The sequence below is a fragment of the Microcoleus sp. AR_TQ3_B6 genome (assembly GCF_036702785.1).
Lineage (GTDB): Bacteria > Cyanobacteriota > Cyanobacteriia > Cyanobacteriales > Microcoleaceae > Microcoleus.
On record NZ_JAUBVJ010000007.1, the window covers coordinates 1 to 23,678 of the forward strand.

At 46.5% G+C, this 23,678-nt stretch carries 18 protein-coding genes, 1 pseudogene and 1 CRISPR repeat array; of the genes and pseudogenes, 7 read left to right on the forward strand and 12 right to left on the reverse strand.

Annotation, left to right across the window (positions count from 1 at the left end):
- Positions 1 to 77 precede the first annotated feature (77 nt).
- Positions 78 to 1,690: a CRISPR direct-repeat array (repeat unit 37 nt; unit sequence GTTTCAATCCCTAATAGGGAGTTAGGTTAATTGCGAT).
- Positions 1,691 to 1,883: 193 nt separating this feature from the next.
- From QUB56_RS05405 to QUB56_RS05440, 8 genes are all read right to left on the reverse strand, one after another.
- Positions 1,884 to 2,219 carry a hypothetical protein gene (locus tag QUB56_RS05405; protein WP_332953844.1) on the reverse strand — a complete coding sequence of 112 codons (336 nt, stop codon included), beginning with the start codon at positions 2,217 to 2,219 and terminating at the stop codon, positions 1,884 to 1,886.
- 85 nt (positions 2,220 to 2,304) lie between these two features.
- Complete coding sequence (locus tag QUB56_RS05410) at positions 2,305 to 2,844, reverse strand: MgtC/SapB family protein (protein WP_332953845.1); 540 nt, start codon at positions 2,842 to 2,844, stop codon at positions 2,305 to 2,307.
- Positions 2,845 to 3,479: 635 nt separating this feature from the next.
- A complete protein-coding gene (locus QUB56_RS05415; protein WP_332953846.1) occupies positions 3,480 to 5,594 on the reverse strand; it encodes a DNA-binding protein in 2,115 nt (704 codons plus the stop codon).
- A gap of 296 nt (positions 5,595 to 5,890) precedes the next feature.
- Positions 5,891 to 7,657 carry an NACHT C-terminal helical domain 2-containing protein gene (locus QUB56_RS05420; protein ID WP_332953847.1) on the reverse strand — a complete coding sequence of 589 codons (1,767 nt, stop codon included), beginning with the start codon at positions 7,655 to 7,657 and terminating at the stop codon, positions 5,891 to 5,893.
- Between the two features lie 565 nt (positions 7,658 to 8,222).
- The gene (locus tag QUB56_RS05425; RefSeq protein ID WP_332953850.1) at positions 8,223 to 8,915 is read right to left on the reverse strand and encodes a hypothetical protein; all 693 of its coding nucleotides are present in this window, start codon (positions 8,913 to 8,915) and stop codon (positions 8,223 to 8,225) included.
- 150 nt (positions 8,916 to 9,065) lie between these two features.
- On the reverse strand, positions 9,066 to 9,797 hold the full coding sequence (locus tag QUB56_RS05430; RefSeq protein ID WP_332953851.1) for a glycerophosphoryl diester phosphodiesterase membrane domain-containing protein: 732 nt from the start codon (positions 9,795 to 9,797) through the stop codon (positions 9,066 to 9,068).
- A 29-nt stretch (positions 9,798 to 9,826) separates the two neighbouring features.
- Entirely contained in the window at positions 9,827 to 10,609 is a 783-nt protein-coding gene (locus QUB56_RS05435) for a PP2C family serine/threonine-protein phosphatase (RefSeq protein ID WP_332953853.1), read from the reverse strand.
- 176 nt (positions 10,610 to 10,785) lie between these two features.
- Positions 10,786 to 11,448 carry a VWA domain-containing protein gene (locus tag QUB56_RS05440; RefSeq protein ID WP_332953856.1) on the reverse strand — a complete coding sequence of 221 codons (663 nt, stop codon included), beginning with the start codon at positions 11,446 to 11,448 and terminating at the stop codon, positions 10,786 to 10,788.
- A gap of 386 nt (positions 11,449 to 11,834) precedes the next feature.
- On the opposite strand from QUB56_RS05440, the gene QUB56_RS05445 reads away from it, so the two are divergent.
- Positions 11,835 to 12,437, forward strand: a complete 603-nt coding sequence (locus QUB56_RS05445; protein WP_332953858.1) for a Uma2 family endonuclease — start codon at positions 11,835 to 11,837, stop codon at positions 12,435 to 12,437.
- A 56-nt stretch (positions 12,438 to 12,493) separates the two neighbouring features.
- Positions 12,494 to 12,733, forward strand: a complete 240-nt coding sequence (locus QUB56_RS05450; protein ID WP_332953859.1) for a DUF6737 family protein — start codon at positions 12,494 to 12,496, stop codon at positions 12,731 to 12,733.
- A gap of 551 nt (positions 12,734 to 13,284) precedes the next feature.
- On the opposite strand, the gene carB is transcribed toward QUB56_RS05450, so the two are convergent.
- A complete protein-coding gene (gene carB, locus QUB56_RS05455; protein WP_332953860.1) occupies positions 13,285 to 16,596 on the reverse strand; it encodes a carbamoyl-phosphate synthase large subunit in 3,312 nt (1,103 codons plus the stop codon).
- Between the two features lie 636 nt (positions 16,597 to 17,232).
- Between carB and QUB56_RS05460 the strand changes: the two are divergent.
- Positions 17,233 to 18,250 (forward strand): annotated as a pseudogene (locus tag QUB56_RS05460) (ISKra4 family transposase).
- 126 nt (positions 18,251 to 18,376) lie between these two features.
- Here the strand turns inward: QUB56_RS05460 and QUB56_RS05465 are convergent.
- From QUB56_RS05465 to QUB56_RS05475, 3 genes are all read right to left on the reverse strand, one after another.
- On the reverse strand, positions 18,377 to 19,219 hold the full coding sequence (locus tag QUB56_RS05465; RefSeq protein WP_332953861.1) for a glycosyltransferase: 843 nt from the start codon (positions 19,217 to 19,219) through the stop codon (positions 18,377 to 18,379).
- 179 nt (positions 19,220 to 19,398) lie between these two features.
- A complete protein-coding gene (locus QUB56_RS05470) occupies positions 19,399 to 19,659 on the reverse strand; it encodes a hypothetical protein (RefSeq protein WP_332953864.1) in 261 nt (86 codons plus the stop codon).
- A 121-nt stretch (positions 19,660 to 19,780) separates the two neighbouring features.
- Positions 19,781 to 19,924, reverse strand: a complete 144-nt coding sequence (locus QUB56_RS05475; protein WP_332953865.1) for a hypothetical protein — start codon at positions 19,922 to 19,924, stop codon at positions 19,781 to 19,783.
- Between the two features lie 225 nt (positions 19,925 to 20,149).
- On the opposite strand from QUB56_RS05475, the gene QUB56_RS05480 reads away from it, so the two are divergent.
- The 4 genes from QUB56_RS05480 to QUB56_RS05495 all read left to right on the forward strand — a co-directional run bounded on the left by QUB56_RS05480 (position 20,150) and on the right by QUB56_RS05495 (position 23,587).
- Positions 20,150 to 20,407 carry a hypothetical protein gene (locus QUB56_RS05480; protein ID WP_332953866.1) on the forward strand — a complete coding sequence of 86 codons (258 nt, stop codon included), beginning with the start codon at positions 20,150 to 20,152 and terminating at the stop codon, positions 20,405 to 20,407.
- A complete protein-coding gene (locus tag QUB56_RS05485; protein WP_332953867.1) occupies positions 20,400 to 21,623 on the forward strand; it encodes a murein transglycosylase A in 1,224 nt (407 codons plus the stop codon). The genes QUB56_RS05480 and QUB56_RS05485 overlap by 8 nt, the downstream gene beginning before the upstream one ends.
- Positions 21,624 to 21,763: 140 nt before the next feature.
- Entirely contained in the window at positions 21,764 to 22,474 is a 711-nt protein-coding gene (locus QUB56_RS05490; RefSeq protein WP_332953869.1) for a tetratricopeptide repeat protein, read from the forward strand.
- A 225-nt stretch (positions 22,475 to 22,699) separates the two neighbouring features.
- Positions 22,700 to 23,587 (forward strand): ROK family protein, encoded by an 888-nt coding sequence (locus QUB56_RS05495; RefSeq protein WP_332953871.1) that lies wholly within the window; start codon positions 22,700 to 22,702, stop codon positions 23,585 to 23,587.
- Positions 23,588 to 23,678: the final 91 nt, after the last annotated feature.

Genomic DNA, 23,678 nt, shown 5'->3' on the forward strand with positions numbered 1-23,678 from the left:
TCCTAAAGATTCTTGAAAATTCAGGCCGCTTATTGACATTAACTGAACGACTAGCTTCCCGCACCTTGACAGGGCTGGTTTCAATCCCTAATAGGGAGTTAGGTTAATTGCGATGGAAATCCTGAAAGACGGCAACCCCGTCAACGCACAAGTTTCAATCCCTAATAGGGAGTTAGGTTAATTGCGATTCACCGGAGCACCACGGAAGAACCAACCGCCCCCGTTTCAATCCCTAATAGGGAGTTAGGTTAATTGCGATATTAGATGTTCTAGAATCAACAAGAGTCATTCAACGTTTCAATCCCTAATAGGGAGTTAGGTTAATTGCGATTGAAGTTCAAGCTTACTGGTAAAGGAAATGCTAGTAAGGTTTCAATCCCTAATAGGGAGTTAGGTTAATTGCGATGACTTTCTTCTAATATCTTTAGTTGTTCTTCTGTGGTTTCAATCCCTAATAGGGAGTTAGGTTAATTGCGATCTTTCATACTCGTCCCCGTCTTCATCTTCCTTAGTGTTTCAATCCCTAATAGGGAGTTAGGTTAATTGCGATATCAACTGCCTTTCTACGATGGCGAACTGAGTTTTGTTTCAATCCCTAATAGGGAGTTAGGTTAATTGCGATTGCGAATTTAAAGATCCCGACTACTCAGAAAGGGTTTCAATCCCTAATAGGGAGTTAGGTTAATTGCGATTAAGGGTCAGCTATCAATGGCAGAAGATATGCTCGTTTCAATCCCTAATAGGGAGTTAGGTTAATTGCGATTTGGAGAAAGCGTGTGAGGATTATAGATTTTTGTTTCAATCCCTAATAGGGAGTTAGGTTAATTGCGATCTCCTTCTACAATAGTTATAGCTGTTGAGATTATGTTTCAATCCCTAATAGGGAGTTAGGTTAATTGCGATAATTTTGTCGTTGGAGCTAAAGTAAAATTTGGTACGTTTCAATCCCTAATAGGGAGTTAGGTTAATTGCGATTAAGTGGGATAAGAAAGAGCAAAGACTCGATTTGTTTCAATCCCTAATAGGGAGTTAGGTTAATTGCGATTATATTACTTAAAAACTATGGCTATTCTAGAAAGAAGTGTTTCAATCCCTAATAGGGAGTTAGGTTAATTGCGATTTACCCTAAAGGGGTACGGGGAGCCAGATAGTCAGTTTCAATCCCTAATAGGGAGTTAGGTTAATTGCGATCCACCGTCACTGGCAATCAAATCATCCCAAGTTGTTTCAATCCCTAATAGGGAGTTAGGTTAATTGCGATTCTGTAGTAGAGTTTTAGAGAAGAAAGATATAGATGTTTCAATCCCTAATAGGGAGTTAGGTTAATTGCGATTAAGAATTTACCTTCATTAGGAGCTTTCTGCTTTGTTTCAATCCCTAATAGGGAGTTAGGTTAATTGCGATGCTTAAGTTTTTTGCAAATTTTTTCTACTTCAAGTTTCAATCCCTAATAGGGAGTTAGGTTAATTGCGATATCAGCCAGGGATGGTATTGCCACCAATAGGAATCGTTTCAATCCCTAATAGGGAGTTAGGTTAATTGCGATAACTAGAAGATAAACTTGATGCTTTTTATAAAGCTGTTTCAATCCCTAATAGGGAGTTAGGTTAATTGCGATTCTCGGCTACTTTTTCTAGCTTTTCTGGTTCCAACGTTTCAATCCCTAATAGGGAGTTAGGTTAATTGCGATCGCCCGTTCCAGAAGTCTTGCTGTATTTAGTTTTCAAAGTTCACTTGCGTCTAGCTAACACAAAACTACCATTTGGACATTCGACTTGTCAATACCCCTATTTTCAGACAGCCCTCAAACCCTTATCCTGCATAGATTTCAGCGATCGCGTCTGCCATCTTATTGGTTAAAGTGCCTCTAACCCTTACAGGGTCTACATTATAGCCCCAAAATTTAACACCTCGATTTTTACACCTAGGCACAGGCGCATTTTCCACCCAAAAACAGACATCAACCCGATCGCCACTTCCCCAAAGCCCCCCAAACAGAACCCGAAACCACCCCCCACGATCGCCCCCGCCACAGCGCTAACAGCCGGAAACATCGCAGACAGCACCGCACCCCACACAGCCCCCGCAAAAGTCCCAAAAAAACAGCCCCAAATCGTACCAACAAAAATCGCCCCCAAAATAGCGCCGCCGCCCTCAGCCATTACCGAATAAATCCCCCCGATCGCCGCCAAACACAAACAGCCCCAAACACCTCCCATCCGGGCGCGCCGCAGGTACTCAGCTACTCAACATTGTCTTTAACCGTGGTGAGTATATCTTGTATTTTTTGAAAGGCAAGCTCAGTTATTCGGGCTGCCGATCGTGCACTGAGGCTGCATCTTTGACTCGTATTTTTGGTTTGCTCTTAGCATAAGCACGAATCAAGGCAGACTTCTTAAGCCGTTTGACACCGCTCAAAACCAAAAGTGCAAACAGCGTGCCTATCAAACTCATCACCCACAAACCGCAGCCTGCCGCTGCACCCAATCCCGCAGCCAACCAAATAGTGGCGGCAGAAGTTAATCCTTTGACTTCAGCTTTACCCACTGGGTATTGAGTTTGTTGCAGAATGATTCCGCCTCCGAGAAAGCCTACCCCTGTGGCAACTCCTTGGATAGTTCGGCTCAAAGCATTGGAAGAGGAAAAGGTGCTGTCGCCATCCATCTGCAAAGGAATCATTACAAATATAGCTGCGCCTAGACTCACAATCATAAAGGTTCTTAAACCGGCTGGTCTACCTGGCTGCTGGCGGTTCATGCCGATCGCGAAGCCTACCAGCAGTGCAGTTGTCAGCCTAAAGGTGACTGTTTGCCAATCGTTGGGGCTGAAAAAGATAGAACTCATTGCCTGTACTCCTACTAGAACGGGCTCTTCACGCGCACGCATTCCCAGGCGTGGCAGGCTGACTTAATCTAACTCCGGTTAGCGGCTAGACTTACTAGGGAATCAGGTTAATTTTAAGTTAAGACTAAGTTAGATTCAAGTAGAAGTTCGGCTCAATGTGCGACCCCGAAACATCAAACGCTGGAACTCCCACGCTTTGTTCATGCGCTTGGCTAATAGGTTGCACAGAAATATCTGCAGTTGCGAATTTACCGAAAATTACAGCGTCTAAAGCCTCGTCCTTTTAGGACGACTTTTATTCTTGGTCGTGATAATATTGCAAGGTGACTAGGGTATTCCACCACATTAAAAACCCAGTCGCCTGAAGGCAACGCACCTTGAAAACTGAAGTTATGGGCTTGGGCGCCCAAAAGCTTGTGCGGGTAAAAACTTCGAGCAACAAGTACGCCTAGAAACCAGTATTTTGGGTTTTGAATTTACCGTGGGGCACGCGGAAGACTCTGCAATGAGTCGAAAGCTTGAGGACAGAACCATCTTGCGGTAAGTACAGGAAGCTGTACTTATTAAGTGGACTGAATGATACAAGAATCTCTCCCCTTCTAGGGCCCAGAGTTGTCAAATCGTTGCTTCTTCCTTCACCACTTGCCCAAAGCCCCCCAAACAGTACCCGAAACCACGCCCCAAATCGCCCCCAAACCGGCCCCCACGATCGCCCCCGCCACAGGTCCCAACTCCACCGGCACCCCAGCGCTAACAGCCGGAAACATCGCAGACACCACCGCGCCCCACACAGCCCCGGTAAAAGTCCCCAAAAAACTGCCCCAAATCGCCCCCAAAGCCGCACCCCTCACCCCCGAAGGCTGAAACGAAATCGGCAGCTTCGGCGAAAACCCGCACACACCCAACAAACCCCCAGAAACCACACCCCCAATAGCACCCACACCAGCCGCCACGATCGCCACACCCAGCAACAAACGAGCAAACTCATCCAGCGGCCGCATCTCGCCGCTGTACTGCTGCCAAACCACCAGCCCAGCCCCCAAAAAAACACCCGCCAGAGTCCCCACAAACGAGCCCCAGACCGCCCCCAAATACCCTCCCGGCCGGCCCCACACCCTCCCCACCGGCACCGCCAGAGGAGGCCGAAAACTCGCCCAAACACAGCCCCAGACAGCACCAACCACCGCCCCAGCCAAAATCCTCTCCCCGACTCCCGGAGTGCTATTCATCGCCCCAAACACCGCACCCCCGATCGCCGCCAACAAAAAAGCCCCCCAAGCCGCCCCCACCAAAACAGCGCCCCACTTCCGCCAAATCTGATTTGGCGGCAAAGTAAAAATGCCCCACATCATCCCAAAAAAACAGCCCCAAATCGTACCAACAAAAATCGCCCCCAAAATAGCGCCGCCGCCCTCAGCTATTACCGAATAAATCCCCCCAATCGCCGCCAAACACAAACTGCCCCAAACACCTCCCCAAGCAGCATCCTGAAAAAGGCGTTCCAACTTGCCCGCCGGAACCTGAGGCGCAGGAGTCCGACTCCGAGACATCGGCATCGGTAGCAACGGCACTGCGTACTGGCCGAGGGGGCGCGGCAGCCCCGTGGCCGGCTGTATCCGACCCCCTGCCGGCTCCCTCACGACAGGCCGCTGTTGGGGCTTTTGACGCTTGATTTTCGCGGGCTGCAAGTGCAATCCGTGGCTGACAGCTTGCCGCGACGGAAACGGATCGCGCCCTTTCAGGAGTTTTGCCCGATCGCACCAAGGGCACCGATTTAGATGATTTCCGTATTTGTGCTGAGTGTTTTTGCTGCAAGTTACCAAAGCATCTTCCGCTTCCCGAATCGCACTCACCCAAGTTTTCGCATCCGGGCGCGCCGCAGGATTGCCGTGTCCTTCCTCAAAACAGCGGACAAACATCTGCTGCAGCCGCGGATGCAGCATCTCAAAAGGAGGCGCAGCCGGCATCGGGCGGTAGGGAATCCGCTTCGTACCTGTGGGGAAATGGCCCGATCGAATTCTCGCCTCCAAAGACGGCGGTTCATCGCTACCGAGATAAACTCCCGAAAACGGATGCGTACCTTCCATCAGCAATTGAAAAATTAATACAGCTAAACCGAACAAATCGTGCTCGGGAGATCGATCGATATCGCGGAAAGTCTGGCCCTGCAACTCCGGCGGCGTAAACTCGGGTTTCCCCACCGGACACCGATAAACGTAACCCGTATAAGGATCGCGGACTTGAAACGAATCCGTGTCTACCAGCGTTACCAACGCCGTATCCGTCACGAGAATGTTCGACTCGTTCACGTCCCCGATGACGTAACCCCTGATGTGGAGGGCGTTTACAGCCGAGGCGAGATTTCTGGCGGTACGGTGGAGGTAAAGATAGTTAAATAGCGGTTTTTGTTCGCGCCTGGTTTTCGGAGTGTAAAAAGTGTGTATCGGCCTGACTTTGTTGACGCGCGGCATCACAAAACCGACGATTTTTTCTCGCCCGCCCACAGTATGCAGCAAATCGATCGGCCAAGCAATCGAAGCGTGTCCGGGTTCCGCGATCGGCGCATCCGGCGGCATACTGAACATGACTGTGAGTTTGTCGCCGTCTTCGTCTGTCGGTCTGTGGTAGATTTTGGCTACCAGGGACGAGTCTTGGGCGATCGGGTAGATGCGGCCTTCACCCCCGCTGGCGATCGCGGTTTTGGTGTCGATCGCAATCAGTTGTCCGCTAAATTGGCGCTGCAACTGCATAGAATTCCGTTAGGGGATACAGGATTTGGAAGCCATGACTCAATAAACTTGACTTGCCCATTAAATCTTACCTTTGTTATGACTTAGGCACCGGTGAGGAGAGACCGGGTTTTTCACCAAAAGACGCGTTGCAGCCCGCAGATTCGGTAAAAAACCCAGTTTCTTGGGTGGGAGTGGGTAAGCCCTGTTTCTGTTAGTGGGATAGGCGTCCCGCCCGTCCATCCATTGATGGGATGGGCGTCCCGCCCGTCCGTCTGTTGGTGGGATGGGCATCCCGCCCGTCCGCGCTATCAAAATTAGATGTGAACCAGCTTCAAATCCACCGACAATAACAACATTTTATCCTCAATTTTTTGTCTGACGGCCGGTGTCACCTGACAATTATCGCTGTTGAGGCATTCCACCAGCAAGCTTTGAGCATAGTAATACTGTTTCAGCAAAGTTTGCTGTTGGGGGCGAAAGTCTCGATTGTAGCCGATCGCAGTTTTGAATTTTGCCAGCCAACAGCGACCGAATTCTTTGCGCCACTTTTTCCAGCTTTGCAAATCAGGCATCTGAGTCTGAAATTGTGCCAGCAGTTGTTTAAGTTCTGGTTCAACATCCAGCGCCAAGACGCCCAGCAAGATACCCGCCACATCATTATCAAAAGCCAATTTCAGACACTCGTTAACATCCGCAAATTCTACATTTTTTCTAGCCTTTGCCAAACAATTCCGCAACTTGCGAACTTTCGATCTATCAAACTTCCGACTCGGATCGAGGACGCGAGTCAAAGCCAAATCGAGCACGCAAACTAACGCCACATAAAAAGCGCGAACTTCCGCCGGCTTGAAATTCCTTTGCACTAACTGAGACTTGTGATTTGCCCAGATTAGCAACTGCTGCAAAGTTTCATCTTTAGCCGCCATACTGTCTAATTTTTCTTGCATCAGCAGCAAAAGTTCATCAGCAGGTTGCAAAATGCTGACAACTCTCACAAATTCATTTTTCCACTTTTTGTCTGTAATCCGGCTGACCAATTCTGGCAGCGATTCAGGGTTGGCACTGTCAATCAGATATTCTGGTTGAGTGTGGGTTTCCTCTAGCAGTTCGTCAACTGCGCTTTTAATAAAGTTATCCACCAACCAGTCGCGGGTACGGGAAAAATTGCTCTCCAATTCCAGGTAATGACTGCCTAATTTTGCCTTAAAGTCTTTGGGAAAAACCTTTTTAGCCACTAACATATTTTTCCAGCGAGTTAGCTGGCTGGCGTTGCGTTCTGGAAAGCGGTTGTACAAATAGTCGATCGCGATCGCCTCTAGAATATCCGCACCCAGCATTTCCCGTCGTTTTACCTCGTTTTCCCAACCTATTAGTCGCCGCTGAGTTAAATCCAGGTGCTGGCTAACAGTTGGTTCTATCAAGTGGTGAATCAGCCAGTTTCCCACACTGAAAAAATCGCGGTCGAACTCCAAGTAAATCGCGCCAAACAAAGCCTCAATTTTTTCCGAAAGCAATATATTGTACTCGCTTTCTTCTGTTTCTTTCCGATTTATGACGCGCCCACCGAGTTCGTTTAATTTCAAACTTTGTGCAAATTCCGCCAGTTTTTTCGGATCTGCTAAACGAGCTTTTAAGGTTGAGATAGCATCTGGAGCGAGTTCTGGATATTCGCGGTAGAGGTAATCGGTAACCACAGCACCGAAAATCGCTCCGCCTAGGAGTGACAGCCGTTTGTACTTAACCTCTTGCCAAGCGGGAGACTCCTCCGGGCGGTCGGAGAAATCGCTGGTATAGTAACGGCAATTCAAGACGATTTCCAGCAGTTTTGTCTCCTGAAAGCTGGAAATGTCGATCGCTGCTTTGACTGCTTCAATATCTACCTTTTTAATTTTTATTAGCTCTAATTCTTCTTCACATTTCCCCCACTTTTCCAACCAATCACCGCCAGCATCTTCCACATACAAATCCACAAAATCTACCCCGTAATTCATCCATTCATCCTGCATAATTCGGGCTGCTTCCAGTTCTTCCCAGACTTTTTGCAAATTATTTTCAACGGTGCTCGTACCTTGTACTGTCATAGTATTTGATTTTGATGTAATTTGATTTTATTTCCAACAATTTCACCGCGATTCAATCAAATCTCAATTCAATTTAGAGCGAATTGCGAGTTATTTAGAAGATTGATTGCTGTGGTAAATCTTCCCGTTGCTTAGCCAGGACTTACGCAGCACCTCTTGCCCTTCATCGTGCCAACAATCGCCTAAAAACCTTTGTATCTCTCGTTTATAGCCGAGTCTCGATCCCCCTAAATCCCCCTGATAGTCGGGGGACTTTAACCAGACTCCTGTCCCCCCTTTTAGAATGGAGGCGCCGGGGGGATCGAGGGACTCATACTCAAACAGCCGACCGATACCAAGTTTGACATTAAATTGACACCTATGCCTGTTGTCGCCGCCTGGCAGACCCCGGACGGAACCAGAAAAGGGGAGGAAGAATCTTGCGATCGTCTTCCCTTGTGCGGGAAGCTGTCTGGGCTAGGTTTTTGGTCTGGGCGAGAATTGTGCAATATGTGAGGCAAGTCAAAATTTCTTTTTCACCGAGTAGGGAGCAGTCGAACTATTCTCAGCAGCATATCTGCTTGATTTACGGGAACTTGAGGTAACGACCTGCGGGCAAATTATCACTATTATATAATGCAATGTTAACTAACTGATTCAGGAAATTTGCATCTTTTTTATCATAACTTAAAAATAATCCTCTGTCAATCCCCCAACCTTGAAGAGTTTGTTGCCAATTTTGATATTTTTGTTCTGAAAACTCATCAGAAAGAGTAGTGACTTGAATGCAGAGGGGCTGCTGTTGGCGGTTGCTAACGATCGAATCGGTTGCCATAGAAAGATCGGCCACATATCGATACAAAACAGTGCCTTGACGATCGACAATTCGGGCTGCGATCGCTCGAATGACGAGATCGTCAGCCGGATCGAATTTACCGGATTTCAGTTTTTGTTTCCAGATGTAAAATTTGCGATCGTTTTCGCTCAGCCATTTAGGAAATAGATAGCTGTACCAATACCTTTCCCCCGGAGTCATTAACTCAAAAGCGGCTTGCTGTTCTCTTTCGGAAGGTAGAGATTGAACGGCCAGCCAAACCTGAGAATCTCGGATAAGCTGCAGCAAAAAAGCCATCACAAATTTTTTAGCAGTTAGCGAACCGGGTTTAACATCTTTCACCCAGCGATTGATTTCATCCAATCTTCTCGCTAAACTCGGATCTATTAGATCTGCGTCGCTAATTAGGGAGTTGAGCTTATCCTTAATCTCTTGTGCTTGCAAATGACGACCTACTGTACAAACTAAAGCAGAATTGTTGACACCTCGATTTTATTATAGAACTGCGCCAAATTTTCACCAAGCGCGAGGCAGCGCTAACAATTTTTGTGGTGTAGGTATCCTAACAGCCCTTGACTTTATTTTGTGAGAGGTCTATTGAATAGTTGCTGCCGATTGCCGCAGGCGCAGGTACAATAAAACCCCATAAACATTCATCAACGGTGCGGCTAAAAATCCGACTAGATTACCTGCAAGCTGAGCTAGTAGTACGTTACCCAATGTTAAACCAATTAATCCAGAAATTAATATTGTTGGCACAAAAAATACAATAGTTATCAGAAAACTCGCTCGAAATAAGAACCACCAGCGCCCTTCAGTTAATTCACAACTGCTGTCCAGACTCTCCATAACCGAAGAGTTATCAATGACGGTAGCATAAAATGAAAATGTTAAGCGAAATGACATATAAGTAACTCCACGAATTGTTATTAGTAGTAGTACAATTAAACCTGCAAATCCAAAAGGCCACAGAAATAGCATAATGCCTGTCAAAATCACCATCAGCACCACCAACAGGAAATAAACCCCAATAAGTGGTAGCAATCTTCTTTTTGCTTGCTGGAAAGCCTCCCTCACAGTTACTTGATTTTTTGTCAAATTTCGGTAAGTGTAGAAAGTAGTAGCTCCCGACAAGAAAGGAACTGCCACGAACCAGTAGATAATATTCAAAGGAACACGTGCTTCACCTATATCAAAAGTAGTCATCAGGAAAAATATCAAACTGGGACAGTTGATAGTCAACAGGGAAGCGTATATGGCTCCCGTACCAGCAAATGTTTCTCGCAATAATCCTGTTGCACTAATTCTAATTCGTGGAGCAGTCATAGTTCTATATCCGGCTTTTTTAAGTGGATTTAAACAGATTGAACATTGCTCGAAAAAGTTGCTAACAATAATGTTAAGTCATCATCTGTGCGTTGGGAAACCCGGGGCGATCGCAAAAATGACTCTAACTGCTGTTTCGCATCTTCCTCTTCTTTCCACTCGCCAGAAAACCGAAACAAAGGCGCAAAAAACGGCCCGTGCGGCGTGCCTTCCGGGATTTTGAGAGCAAGCATTTGCAAGCCGTCGGAAAACACCGCTAAGTGCCGCAGTTTTTCCCGCAGTACCTGAAATTGCGCTGTTTCAATTGCATTCGGCGAAATCAAAAAGATAGTTTCGTTGATGTATTCGCCGCAGGGAGGTACAGTCAGAGCGATCGCATTTCCTGCACTGTCACCTGCTACCGCCGCCCCGTCGCCGATTTGAGCAACTGCGATTAATTCCGGCGTAGCAACAACCGCAATTAAAGTGCAGGCTAAATCTCTCGCAGCCACTTCCCGCACAGCCGCCTCTGCTTCCACCTGCGCCCGCGCGACTTGCAGTGATGCTGTCAAGAATACCTGCCATTCGTCGTCATTCTGAGGCAGCCTTTCCTGTTGCTGGCAAATCGTTTCAACAACCGCTTCCACAGCAATTTTCGCCCCAACTTCTGCGAGTGCTGCCGAACCCGCGCCGTCGGCAACTGCTGCAGCTAAAACACCGTTAGGCAAGATGCGCCAGCAGTGGGCATCTTGACAGGGCTGCGATCGTTTTTCGTGGCTCGTACCTATCACCGATGCCGCTACAACTTGCCAATTAAAGGATGAATTCTGCATTAATAACTCTTTAATTCAAAACTTAGTAAATTCACAACTATGCAAAGTTAGGGCTGGTTTATTTATCCCTAATAAGGTAGGGCGATGCACACCACACCTTAGTAATTTGGTAGGGCGATGTACACCACACATTCCCGCTTGTCACATACTAATGACCAATGACCAATGACTAATGACTAAACAGTTCCCCATCCGGGCGGCGGCAGTGCTACTTGTTCGTCAATTTTTGAGTGAGAAACTCTCTGCATACTAGCCGACAGCCAGATAAACATCTCTCTAAAGTCTAATCCTCTCAATTTTACAGGCGTGCGCTCGACAATTTGCGCTAGACGAGTGATATTAGCACCTTCCACTCCGACTGCAAAAAATGCCACGCGCTTATTAGTTTCTTCCTCTTTAATCCGCTGTGCTGCTATTTCCACAACATCGTCAGATTCGCCTTGAGGTTCGCCGTCGGTAATCATAAATACCCACGGGCGGTAATAGGTAATGCCGTTGTTGCGGTATTCGGATTTGCGGGCGGCAATGGTATCTAATGCTAGCTGAATGCCTGCGCCCATGTGGGTTTGTCCTTGAGCTGTCAGCAGTGGCGTCTCGAACTGGTCGGCGGTCACGAAGTCTTGCACGACTTTGATATGATTGTCAAAGGAAATAATCGCCACTTCGACTCGCTTTTTAGCTAGTTCGTCTTTAATGAGGTCATTCCTAAAGATTTCCAGCCCCTCATTCAACGCATCTATGGGTGCGCCTTGCATGGAGCCGGAGGTGTCCAGCAGGAGGACGCAGGGACAGCGCGGCTCTGGGTTTTCGGCAAATTCTACGGCTTCGTCTAGTCTCATGGTTCTGGGTTGACCTGGGAGTGGCTCGATTTCTAGGTTTGTTACTTTACTCTATCAAGTCTGTAACAAATTTAAGTGCAAATTGCTAGGGCGATCGCATTTTACCATTTACGTCAATCGATTTGAGATTTTTGATTCTATATTTTAGATTTGAGAATTGGATGTCTGCCGTCAATCGATTTTAGATTTTAGATTTTAGATTTTAGATTGACTTGCGCGAGATAAATGCTCTTTCTTGAGGATTTTCGATTTTCGAAAAGGGATTGATTCCACGGATAAATCACGTGGCGGGTACCACCTTTGAAATTCTTGGTCAAAAAAACAAATTCTTTCCGACCTGTGGTAATATAGACTAATAGTATTACTGCATAATAAGGATAAATCTTATGATTGCAACAGTCACACAGACATTAACCTTTGAGCAATTCCTTGTAGAATGTCCAGAAAATGGACTCTATGAACTGGTAAACGGAGTAATTGTACAGATTAATTCCACAAGAAATCATGATGATGTTGCTAATTTCATGTTATTTGGCTTCAAGGATGAAATCCGGCGACTAAGTTTAAATTATGTAGTCAAAAATACCGCCGTTATCAGAACTGTAAGTAAAGCCGGCATCGAACAAGGGCGGAGACCGGATGTCAGCGTAATAGATCGCGATTTGTGGCGGTCGAACCGTTCTGCTTATTCTGCCTTACGAGAACCAATTAAACTGGCAGTGGAAGTAACATCAACAAATTGGGAGGACGATTATATAGACAAATTGGACGAGTATCGGCGTTTGGGAATTGTAGAATATTGGATAGTCGATTATTTAGCAATTGGTAGCAGGGAATTTCTGGGAAATCCCAAAGTTCCAACTGTATTTGTCCACCTTTTAGATGCAGAGGGCAACTATCAAAGAAGCGCGTTTAAAGGCAGCGAAGGAATTGTGTCGCGGACTTTTCCCGAATTAACGCTGACAGCAAAAGAGGTGATGAATGTGTAAGTTCCGTTGAGCCACCTAGCCCGACTATTATCTATAAAAAATCACTGAAAATAAATATGAAATCTGTTTCTGAAAAAAAAGCTATTAGTCCTTGGAATTACAAACCTTGGTGGTGTCAGCCTTGGTCTATTCTTTTGACTGGTACGAGCCTAATTTCTGGTACTTGGTTTTTGTTAAAAACTGTTTGGATAACTGTTTTAGTCGCGATTCCTTTATTGGCTTGGATGGGGTTTTTCTTGTTGGTTTGGCCGAGGTTGATGCTATCTAGCGGAGTTTTAGATTCCGATGCAGATTAGGTTTTGGTGGCGCGCACCTTATGTTGAGGATAAGGTGCGCGGTCAATCGATTTTAGATTTTAGATTTTAGATTTTAGATTGACCCCACGGATAAATGCTCTTTCTTGAGGATTTTCGATTTTCGAAAAGGGATTGATTCCACGGATAAATCCGGGGGCTGGTACCACCTTTGAAATTCTTGGTCATTGGTGTCAACAAACACGTTAAACCCTCTTTCCAGCAGGGGCTGAAACAAGAACCTCCAAGCGAAAGTCCTCGCTATGAGGACTAATGAGTTCTTCAGTCCTCTTTGAGAGGACTTTAGCTTTAAGACAGGGAATTAATTCCCTGGCTGACTGGCGGGTGAGCGAGAGGACTGGCCGACTAAAACTTAAGTTGACACTAATAGTGCGCCCTGCACACCCTAAACATATAGCAATCCTAAATCATTTGCATAATTATTGTAGGGGCAATCCCCCCGTGGTTGCCCGATAGATAGGGGGTAGGCACGGGGGCACTACCCCTACAAATTTATCTGAATCATTTAGGATTGCTATAGGGTGTTTCCCAGTCTACGTTTGCGGGTAATAGTCTTGAATTGCTTTTACTTCCATCGGGTGGGATTTGAGCGATCGAATTCCCGCTGCTGTCGCTTTGGCACCGGCTATTGTCGTAATAATCGGGATTTTGTAAGTCAAAGCTGTGCGGCGGATAAAGATGCCGTCGGCTCGGGATTCTTCGCCAGAAGGTGTGGTGATAATTAGTTGAATTTTCTCATTCTTGATCGAATCCAACAAATTCGGCCGCCCTTCGTGCAGTTTCAATTCCAAATCTACCTCTAAACCTTGCTCTCGCAAAACTTTGCGTGTCCCGTGGGTTGCGACTACTTTGAAACCCATTTCTAAGAATTCCTTGACAACTGGTACAACTGCTAGTTTGTCCCGATCGCGCATCGAAACCAGCAGGGTTCCCGACAGCGGCATCAGTTGTCCGGCGCCGAGTTGAGCTTTGGCAAATGCTTTGCCAAAATCGGTGTCAATTCCCATTACTTCGCCAGTCGATCGCATTTCTGGCCCTAACAAGGTATCAGCGCCCGGGAACTTAGCAAAGGGCAATACTGCCTCTTTCACCGAAACATGAGTGGGTATAATCTCTTCAGTAAAACCCAAAGCTTTTAGAGTTTTGCCGGCCATGACTCGCGACGCCATTTTTGCTAAGGGAACTCCGATCGCCTTGGACACGAAAGGTACTGTCCGAGAAGCGCGCGGGTTAGCTTCCAAAATGAAAACTTCTTCCCCTTGAACGGCAAATTGAATGTTCATCAACCCGATCACTTTCAGAGATTTTGCTAAGTCTACAGTCCAGCGGCGGATTGTTGCCAAAGCGGAGGCAGAAAGCGTTTGGTAAGGGATAGAACAAGCAGAGTCGCCGGAGTGGATTCCCGCTTCCTCGATGTGTTCCATAATACCGCCGATCGTCACATTCCCAGTAACATCGGCGATCGCATCTACATCCACCTCGATCGCATTCTCCAAAAACTTATCAATTAAAATCGGATGCTCTGGTTCTACCAGGACCGCATAGGTCATGTAACGTTCCAATTCCGTATCGGAATAAACAATTTCCATTGCTCGCCCGCCCAACACGTAACTCGGTCGCACCACGACCGGATAACCGATCCGTTGAGCTACTATTAAAGCATCCTCAAAACTGCGCGCCAACCCGTTAACAGCTTGCTGAATATCCAACTCCCGCAGAATCTTTTCAAATCGCTCCCTGTCTTCAGCAGTATCAATGGAATCCGGCGAAGTTCCCCAGATTTTTGTTTGTACGTCGGGGTGATTTAAGAGAGCCTTTTGTAAAGGAACCGCCAATTTAAGCGGCGTTTGTCCGCCAAACTGAATGATTATTCCCTCGGGATTTTCGGCTTCGATGATGTTGAGAACATCTTCTTTTGTCAGCGGTTCAAAATACAGGCGATCGCTCGTATCGTAATCTGTCGAAACCGTCTCCGGGTTCGAGTTGACCATAATTGTCTCAAACCCGTCTTCTCCTAGAGAATAGGAAGCGTGACAGCAGCAGTAATCAAACTCAATACCCTGTCCGATCCGGTTCGGCCCGCCGCCTAAAATCATCACTTTTCGCTTGGTAGAAGGCAAAACTTCCGACTCCGGCGCGAGACTGTGGCTCACAGGCGAAACCTTCTTTTCTTCATCGCCCAAGTCCCAAATTGCCGCTCCCACTTCGTAGGTGGAATAATAATACGGTGTAAACGCTTCAAATTCAGCGGCACAGGTATCGACTGTTTTGTAAATCGGCACTACGCCTAACTGTTTGCGGTAAGCGCGGACTTGATCTTCGGATGTTTTGGTGGCGTAAGCAATTTGGCGATCGCTAAATCCCAACTGCTTTACTTCAAACATCGTGTCTTTTGTCAAGTCTTGCAACTTGGTTCGTTTCAAGAACTTCTCAGTTTCCAGCAATTCCTGCATTTTATCCAAAAACCAAGGGTCAATTGCTGTAAACTCAAAGATATCTTCCACCGACATTCCCATCATCATCGCGTGGCGGACTGTAAAAATGCGTTCGGGATTTGGCGTCCGCAATCCGGCGCGAATTTGTTCCAAACTCGGCAACTTTTCCGGTTTGTCGCACCCGAAACCCGCGCGGCCGGTTTCCAATCCCCGCAGCGCTTTTTGGAAAGATTCGTTGAAGCTGCGCCCGATCGCCATTACCTCGCCAACTGACTTCATTTGCGTTGTCAGAGTCGGTTCGGAACCGGGGAACTTTTCAAAGGCAAATCGCGGAATCTTCGTCACCACGTAGTCAATTGTCGGCTCAAAAGACGCCGGAGTTTTCTTGGTGATATCGTTGGAAATTTCGTCTAGGCTGTAACCTACGGCTAATTTTGCCGCCATTTTTGCAATGGGGAAACCAGTTGCTTTCGAGGCCAAGGCGGAGGAACGGGAAACCCGAGGGTTCATTTCAATAACGATAAAATCTCCGTTGACTGGATTGACAGCAAATTGAATGTTGGAACCGCCGGTTTCAACTCCGATTTCGCGGATAATTTTAATCGAAGCATCCCGCAGGCGCTGATATTCTTTATCTGTGAGAGTTTGCGCCGGGGCGACGGTGATAGAATCGCCTGTGTGGACGCCCATCGGGTCGAGATTCTCGATCGAACAAATAATCACCACATTATCTGCCAAATCCCGCATCACTTCCAGTTCGTACTCTTTCCAACCAATCAAAGATTGTTCGATCAAAATTTGCGATACCGGACTGGCGTCAATCCCGCTTTGTGCCATCTCTTCAAACTCTTCTTGATTGTAAGAAATGCCGCCTCCCGTTCCACCCATTGTAAAAGCAGGACGAATAATTAACGGATAACTGCCGATTTGGTGGCCAATTGCTTTGGCTTCGTCGAGAGTGTTGGCAATTCCAGAAGGGCAAACGGCGACGCCAATTCGCGCCATCGCTTCCTTAAATAATAGCCTGTCTTCTGCCATTTCAATTGCTGGCAACTTAGCGCCAATCAACTCGACGTTATACTTTTCTAAAACGCCATTTTTAGCGACTGCCACTGCTAAATTTAGCGCCGTTTGGCCGCCCATAGTCGGTAAAATTGCTTGAGGTCTTTCTTTAGCGATGATTTGTTCGAGGATGGCCGGCGTTAGAGGTTCGATGTAAATGCGATCGGCAGTTTCCGGATCGGTCATAATCGTTGCCGGGTTGGAATTCACCAACACTACTTCAAAACCTTCTTCTCGCAAAGCTTTGCAAGCTTGTGTCCCTGAATAGTCAAATTCGCACGCTTGACCGATAACAATTGGGCCGGAACCAATGAGAAGAATCTTTTTTAAGTCTTGGCGACGGGGCATAGGTTCGTAATTGGTAATTGGACAAGGTTGAGGATTAATTTGATATTTTGCACCAATTCCCACAAGTCGGAGGCTGAAACCTCTCAACTTTCGCAGCTAGGGGAAGCCCCCCCGCGAAGAGTTCGAGCGAAAAATGGTGGAAGATATCATCAAGTCCAAACTATTTTAATTGTTGTTGGTAAGATGGTGTTGTATAATACAAATCCTCTGGTAAAATGCTATCAGCGTTCCGTCGCTGCTGGCTTAACCCGATGTACAAGGCTTGTGAGGCGATCGCACAGCCTCTTCTACCCCAGATAAATCTTTTTATGGGCAAACGCGCAGAATGTCTGTTCCACCACAGCAGGAATTAGGCAGAAATCTGGTTTTTTCACCAAAATACTTCGGAAACAGGCAGGATGCCTGTTCCACCAAAGATGAATGTGGTTGAGAGGCATCAGTCGTTGCCACTCAAGCAATGATCGGGAAATAGGCCTCCTGCCTCAAGTTACACCTGTTTCAAAAAATAATGCAACGGCAGGCCCGCGATCCCAAACCCGATAGTAATTAAGGGTGCATCTCAATGAAAGCAAATCTCTGAAAAAAGGGCGAAAATGAAAAAGCTAGTAAAACTGTGAAAAAAAATGATTGAAAAAAATGACACCCTCAGACCAAAAGCGCCTAAAAGCACACTTAAAAGAGGTAGCAAAAATTCTTTACAGAAATACAGATTCAACCGAACTGTCAAATTTTGAAAGTATCGAAAAATTCTCCTTCAAAAATTATTATCCGAAGTGTTGCCAGAACTAGGTAGCTTTTTTTTTCAACAGCATCAGGAATTAAAACCGGAAGAACGCGAACAGTAAAATTTGTAGTTGGGTCGCTCAGGATTACAAATAATCAGGCGGAATATTTCTGGTTAAAACCTTATAGTCAACTTAGTCCCCTGATGGAAAAGTGTGCTCTGATAATCAGTGCCAATGAGTCTTATCAAAAAGGAGAACAAGATTTAGAAACATTCACAGGAATCCCAGTTGCTCATAGTACGTTACAGAGATTAGTAAAACGACAAGAATTTGAATTGCCTACATCTAAAAAAGGAGTCCAAAAAATTACTTTAGATGGAGGTAAAGTCAGGCTACGCAACGAAAAAAAGGGTGAGCCATGTTATTGGAAAGATTATAAAGCCCTGTGTTTAGATAATGTTTATTGCGGAGCCTTTTTTCAAAATAATCAAGATTTAATTGATTGGAGTAATAGCCAAAAATTGCTACATCATCTGTATTGCAATTGAGATGCTAATCCCGGAATTTGGAACTTATTTCAAGAAATAGGAGTGCCTGAACAAAGGCAAGAAATCTTAGATTGGTATCATCTGAAAGAAAATCTCTACCAAGCAGGAGGTTCAGCAAAACGATTAAAGCAATCAGAAAATTTGTTGTGGTCAGGTCAAGTTAATCAAGCGAGCGATTTATTTAAGGAGTTGACAAGAAAAGGATTTAAAACCTTTTGCAATTATTTAGATTTCCATCGCAACCGAATAGTTAACTACCGATACGATAAAGAAGAATCTTTAAGTTCGATCGGTTCTGGAACAGTGGAATCAACGATTAAACGAATTGGCTTCAGCGTGAAATTATCGGGAGGGCAGTGGAATATCGAGAGTGTTGCCTAATTCCTTTCTCGGCGCTGTGCTTATCTTAATGGTCAACTTTCCACTTGATGTATTTGCCAAACTGAGATGCACCCGTAATTAATTATCAGTCTTTCCCTATTTTTTAATCTCAAACCTCAAAAGGTATTACCTTTGTTTATTTTTGAGATAGCTCTTAACTTTTGTTATCGGTTCCCTCACCCACGGTTCCCATCGTTTGTATTGTGTCTTTACCTTCACAAGCCAATCGGCCTTATTTTTAATTAGGGACAGGTCGTCCTTAAACGGTGTCTGAGACAACATCTCCAGCCATAATTTATGAGGTTGGGGGCTGTCCCAAGGTTTCGGATGGGATATAAAGTGCATCACTCTAGTTGACATATCCTCGTCCGTATTGGGGTTGTTCCATATCTGCTCTAATAGCTTCCACCTTCCCCCTAAAACCGAATTTGATGTCCCTTGGTCGCAATCGCACCAAAGGTTGATCCGAGCGTTTTCGATCATTTTTTCAGACAGTTTTTCCTCCTCCCAAAGCTTCAGATTAAAAACTAAGAGACCTGCATTGAAATAAGGCTTTTTATCGGCCGGGTTGTTGGGATTTCCCCAAATATTGAGCGCTGCAGCTAGGGGCATTCCTTCAAAGTCTAAGTTCCACAGAGGATCTAAGCTGCCCAGAACTATCATGTCGCTGTCGAGCCAAATCAGTCTGTCTTTAGCCTTTGTGTATTTTTCCGGTTCCAATCTCGCGTAAGTCAGCTTAGAACCCGACAAAGACAGCAATCCCCCGTAATTCGGCTTAACTTCTTCCCATTCTATCTCGTATTTGCAGCACTTTTGCAATTTTTCCCTTTGCTGCGTATTAATACCTGTTGACACCACAGTAACCTTGACAGGCAACTTCGGATCTTCAGTAACATTGAGTTCTATGGATTTCAGCAGGGCTGCTATCCCCAAAATGTAATTGTGATCGCCAATAATGGATAAGTTCATTCCACAGATAGATGAAAGTTTCTATAAAATATACATAGCATGATTTTTTTTAAAATCAAGGCCTATCGCCAGTTGATAGGCCTTGTGCAGAAACCGAGTTTCTGCACAAGCCTTACAAATTAAGGTTCCCACGGCTCAAAGTGCCTTCCGCGCCCGACGTGGATGTAACAGGCGAATTCTTAAGCTTTTCGGTGACGGCGAATGAGGACGCTAATCACTGGTCCCGGCTTTGCACCCCGCTGCGGCGGACTCCAATCCCCGACAGAGGCAAATCCCAGTCGGTACAAGGTGTGGATGGTTTCTAACACGGCGGCGCGGGAACCGACGACCGTTATCGGCACGACTTCCTGTTCCGATACTGCTGAGGCGTCATTTGGACGATCCTCTTCGAGAGCTTCGCTAACGGAAAAGTTATCGTCAGGCACGAATTCCTGTGACATAATTATGGTCTCCTGGTTTTTGGTTTTCCAAGAAAACCCAAAAACCCAGCCGCCCCGCACGTTAACACAGAGCAGGGCGGCTACAGAGAATGTTAAAATTCTCAATTAGCCTCCATACTGCTTACTCAGTTTGGCGGTAGCTGTCTATTTCTGTTGGCGCAGCAATGGGCAGTGCAACTAGGTTTTTGAGCGACGTGGGCTGCTTCCTCTTTGAGGAAAGCAGCCTTATTTTCACACCGTAGCCACAGATGGGGGTCGCCGTCAATCGATTTTAGATTTTAGATTTTAGATTTGAGATTGAGATTTTCACCCTCGCCCGTCTCGCCCGTCTCCCCCTCTCCCACTCTCCCCCCTCCCCCGTCTCCTACTCTCCCACTCTCCCCCTCCCCCTCTGGCTCAACCCAACCTACTCGATGAGGAAATGGGGCGAGGAAGAGGTAAAATATGGAATCGTTCCAAAAGCTTAAAATCAAAAATCTAAAATACAGATATGCCTAGAACACCAAGCGAATATTCCGTGCACCTGCTGCTTGATGGCGGCCATCGCGAAGAAGTACGTTTCGCAACCCTGGCAGATTTTCAAAAGTGGTACAGCAGTACACTGGTGCCGAAACAAGATTCAAGAGAATTTCTTAACGTCCCGATCAAAAATATTCAAGGCGAATACATGGTAGTTCGGCCTACCAGCGTGATTGCAATTCGCGTAGAACCGATATTTACTTCTAGCGTCGAACGATACGATGAATAAAGAAAATTATCAATTGAGTAGGGAAGATTGGAAATTGAGCAAGATTTTTCGCTATCAGCTATTAGCGATCGCCTGTTGCGTTTTGGCGATCGCTTTTTCGGTGCCCGCCGTTGCAGTGGCGCCGCTGGAACCAATTAGTCTAAATCAATTGCAAGCTGGCGAGTCGGAGAATCTCGCCTTTGACGCTCAAATCTGGGGCGAAAATGGCAAACCGGGCGATCGCCAATTGCTGTTAAAGTCGATCGACAACAGCCTCCGCTATCTCGATACATCCGCCGCCGCCACTGCTTACAGCCGCTATCCAGTAGCAGAAGTTACGCGCGATCGAGTCCGCCGTTCCCTCGATCGATTCCGCCAATTAGTTGTCAGTTCCACAACCCCCGCACAGCTTCAGGAATCTGTCAAGCGCGAGTTTGTATTTTACAAATCCACGGGTAAAGACGGCAAAGGAACAGTAGCATTTACGGGTTATTTCGAGCCGACTTACCCAGCATCTCGCACGCCTAATTCCGAATACCGTTATCCCCTGTACCGGATGCCGCCAAACCTGGCATCTTGGCCGAAACCTCACCCGACAAGATTAGATTTGGAAGGCGCAAATGCTTTGCAGGGAAGCAAAGGATTGCTGCGAGGATTAGAATTAGTTTGGTTGCGCGATCGATTCCAAGCATTTCTCGTGCACGTCCAAGGTTCTGCAAGATTGCAGCTAACAGATGGCGGCGTCATGACAGTCGGTTTCGCCGGCAAAACCAGTCACAGTTATACAGGGGTCGGGCGAGAATTAGTTAAAGACGGAAAGTTTACTTTAGAAGAGTTAAATTTGCCGAAACTAACGGAATATTTCACCAAATTTCCCGCAGATATGGACAAGTATTTGCCGAAAAATCAAAGCTTTGTATTCTTCCGGGAAACCAACGGAGCACTGCCCACGGGCAGCATTGGAGTGCCAGTAACTGCCGAAAGGTCGATCGCCACCGATAAAGCCTTAATGCCCCCCGGCGCACTAGCATTAATTAGTACAAAACTCCCTTATCCGAATGCGGCGGGACAACTCGAACAAAATGCCGTGAATCGGTACGTTTTGGATCAGGATACTGGCGGTGCAATCAAAGGTGCGGGGAGAGTTGACGTATTTATGGGAACGGGGAATTTAGCGGGCGATAGGGCCGGTTATATCAACTCAACTGGAGAACTGTATTATCCGCTTTTAAAGTAGATTAATGATTGTTCGCTGTGCGTCGCAAGCCCGGACACGGCAGTGCCGGGTTCCTACAGATATCGCGGACAATCCATATGTAATCCTACTTTTGATAATTGCTATAAAATAGAAAATACCCCACCCTTTTAATCTCACAAATGCTAAACAAAATTTGGCAATTCTTCAAACGACTATTTCAGCGAATATTCGGATACCCAACCCCACCCACCCCGCCGCCGGCAAATACCGCCATCCGCCCCACCCTAACTGACGCGGAATACGAGTCGAAATTCATGGAAATCCTGGAAGGGGTGAATGTCGGTTGGAGTCGAGGGGATGTAGCGGGATTCTTAATCGCAAAACGCCTTAAAGATGGTGAATTGGCGGCTTGGTTGCGACGGTTTGGGAAAAGATTGTTAGAGGGCGAACATGATGACACCCCTGCTACGGATGCGGTGGCATCGCTTCAAGAATTGGCGCAGCGGCTGGTATTGTTAGGTAGGATTGGCAGCGGGGAATTGTCAGAGGTGGCGGGGGAAATTGGGCGGGAGATATTGACACGGTTTCCGCTGGCGGAGGTTGAGGATGATGCTGGGAAGGGGAGGGTAATTGAGGCGGTGTTTGTTGGGGATGGTTTGGGTTTTTCTGGGGAAGAAAACCGCAGCGGCGCTGAGGGTGCGGAGGAAGAATCTGAAGTTAATGCTGTAGAGGCGAAAGCCTGGTGCGAGAGAGGGAATCAGGAGTATAATTTAGGACGATTTTCCGAGGCGATCGCATCTTATAACCAGGCAATTGCTCTCAAACCAGACTACCGCGATGCTTTGCACAACCGAGACCTAGCGCAACGTAAGTTAGGAGAAATTGAATAGGTGAACTTGCTTCTATCCAGCCTTTGGGCTAGGTATGGCGATGGCTATGATAATATTAAGAATTAAGCGCAGTTTACCTCGCTAATTATCATACAGTTAAAAGAGGAATTTTAGGACTGAAGTCCTCACTACAAACTTAATTGGTAAGGTGCGCCATGGACACCCTACAATATGTTTATACTATTAAGATTAATCCCAAATCCTGGCATCCAAAACCCACCTCGCATGACACAAGTAATCGGCATCGACTTAGGCGGAACCGCAATTAAACTCGGCAGATTTAGCGAAGACGGCATTTGTCACCAATCCTTAACAGTCCCAACCCCTCAACCCGCAACGCCAGAAGCCGTTTTAGGCACAATGGCGGATGCTATTTTACAACTGAATCCGGTCGAAAATGCTGTAAGTGCGATCGGCATCGGCACTCCAGGCCCCGCAGACGCCCCCGGCCGCATAGCCAGAGTAGCAATTAACCTCAAAAACTGGCAAAATGTCCCCCTCGCTGACTGGTTGGAAGCTAAAACCGGACTGCCGACCATATTAGCAAATGATGCCAACTGTGCCGGATTGGGAGAAGCTTGGTTGGGCGCAGGAAGGCACTTTAAAGACCTAATCTTACTAACTTTAGGTACAGGAGTCGGCGGTGCAGTTATCCTAGACGGCAAACTATTTACAGGCCATCGAGGCGCGGCCGGAGAACTAGGATTGATTGCTATAAATCCAGACGGCCCCGAGTGCAACAGCGGCAATCGCGGTTCTTTAGAACAGTATGTTTCGGTGCAAGCAATTCGCCGAGAAACGGGTTTGGAACCGCTAGAATTAGCAAATCTAGCTAAGTCTGGAGATGCCAAAGCTTTAGAATTCTGGCAAAAATACGGGCGCTATCTCGGTATCGGTTTGGCAAGCATAATTTATATTTTGACGCCGGAAGCTATTATTATCGGCGGTGGAATTAGTGCAGGTGCAGAATTTTTCTTACCGCAGGTTCGAGAAGAAATTGAGCGGCGGGTACTGCCAAGTTCTCGCGAAGATTTGCAGTTATTGGTTGCTGAATTGGGCAATCAAGCAGGCATGGTAGGCGCCGCAAAATTAGCTTGGCAGCTTGCTAAATAGTTAAATTTTTAAAAGGCAGCGCATTTGACTGCGCTTTTTTCATACAGCAGATTCCACGTTTATGAAGTACACCCGTCAAGCGCAAGCTGTA

Bases quoted from the DNA above. Each gene is read 5' to 3' on its own strand.
- QUB56_RS05405 (WP_332953844.1), bottom strand. From the start codon at position 2,219: ATGGGAGGTGTTTGGGGCTGTTTGTGTTTGGCGGCGATCGGGGGGATT.
- QUB56_RS05410 (WP_332953845.1), bottom strand. From the start codon at position 2,844: ATGAGTTCTATCTTTTTCAGCCCCAACGATTGGCAAACAGTCACCTTT.
- QUB56_RS05415 (WP_332953846.1), bottom strand. From the start codon at position 5,594: ATGCAGTTGCAGCGCCAATTTAGCGGACAACTGATTGCGATCGACACC.
- QUB56_RS05420 (WP_332953847.1), bottom strand. From the start codon at position 7,657: ATGACAGTACAAGGTACGAGCACCGTTGAAAATAATTTGCAAAAAGTC.
- QUB56_RS05430 (WP_332953851.1), bottom strand. From the start codon at position 9,797: ATGACTGCTCCACGAATTAGAATTAGTGCAACAGGATTATTGCGAGAA.
- QUB56_RS05435 (WP_332953853.1), bottom strand. From the start codon at position 10,609: ATGCAGAATTCATCCTTTAATTGGCAAGTTGTAGCGGCATCGGTGATA.
- QUB56_RS05440 (WP_332953856.1), bottom strand. From the start codon at position 11,448: ATGAGACTAGACGAAGCCGTAGAATTTGCCGAAAACCCAGAGCCGCGC.
- QUB56_RS05445 (WP_332953858.1), top strand. From the start codon at position 11,835: ATGATTGCAACAGTCACACAGACATTAACCTTTGAGCAATTCCTTGTA.
- QUB56_RS05450 (WP_332953859.1), top strand. From the start codon at position 12,494: ATGAAATCTGTTTCTGAAAAAAAAGCTATTAGTCCTTGGAATTACAAA.
- carB (WP_332953860.1), bottom strand. From the start codon at position 16,596: ATGCCCCGTCGCCAAGACTTAAAAAAGATTCTTCTCATTGGTTCCGGC.
- QUB56_RS05465 (WP_332953861.1), bottom strand. From the start codon at position 19,219: ATGAACTTATCCATTATTGGCGATCACAATTACATTTTGGGGATAGCA.
- QUB56_RS05470 (WP_332953864.1), bottom strand. From the start codon at position 19,659: ATGTCACAGGAATTCGTGCCTGACGATAACTTTTCCGTTAGCGAAGCT.
- QUB56_RS05480 (WP_332953866.1), top strand. From the start codon at position 20,150: ATGCCTAGAACACCAAGCGAATATTCCGTGCACCTGCTGCTTGATGGC.
- QUB56_RS05485 (WP_332953867.1), top strand. From the start codon at position 20,400: ATGAATAAAGAAAATTATCAATTGAGTAGGGAAGATTGGAAATTGAGC.
- QUB56_RS05490 (WP_332953869.1), top strand. From the start codon at position 21,764: ATGCTAAACAAAATTTGGCAATTCTTCAAACGACTATTTCAGCGAATA.
- QUB56_RS05495 (WP_332953871.1), top strand. From the start codon at position 22,700: ATGACACAAGTAATCGGCATCGACTTAGGCGGAACCGCAATTAAACTC.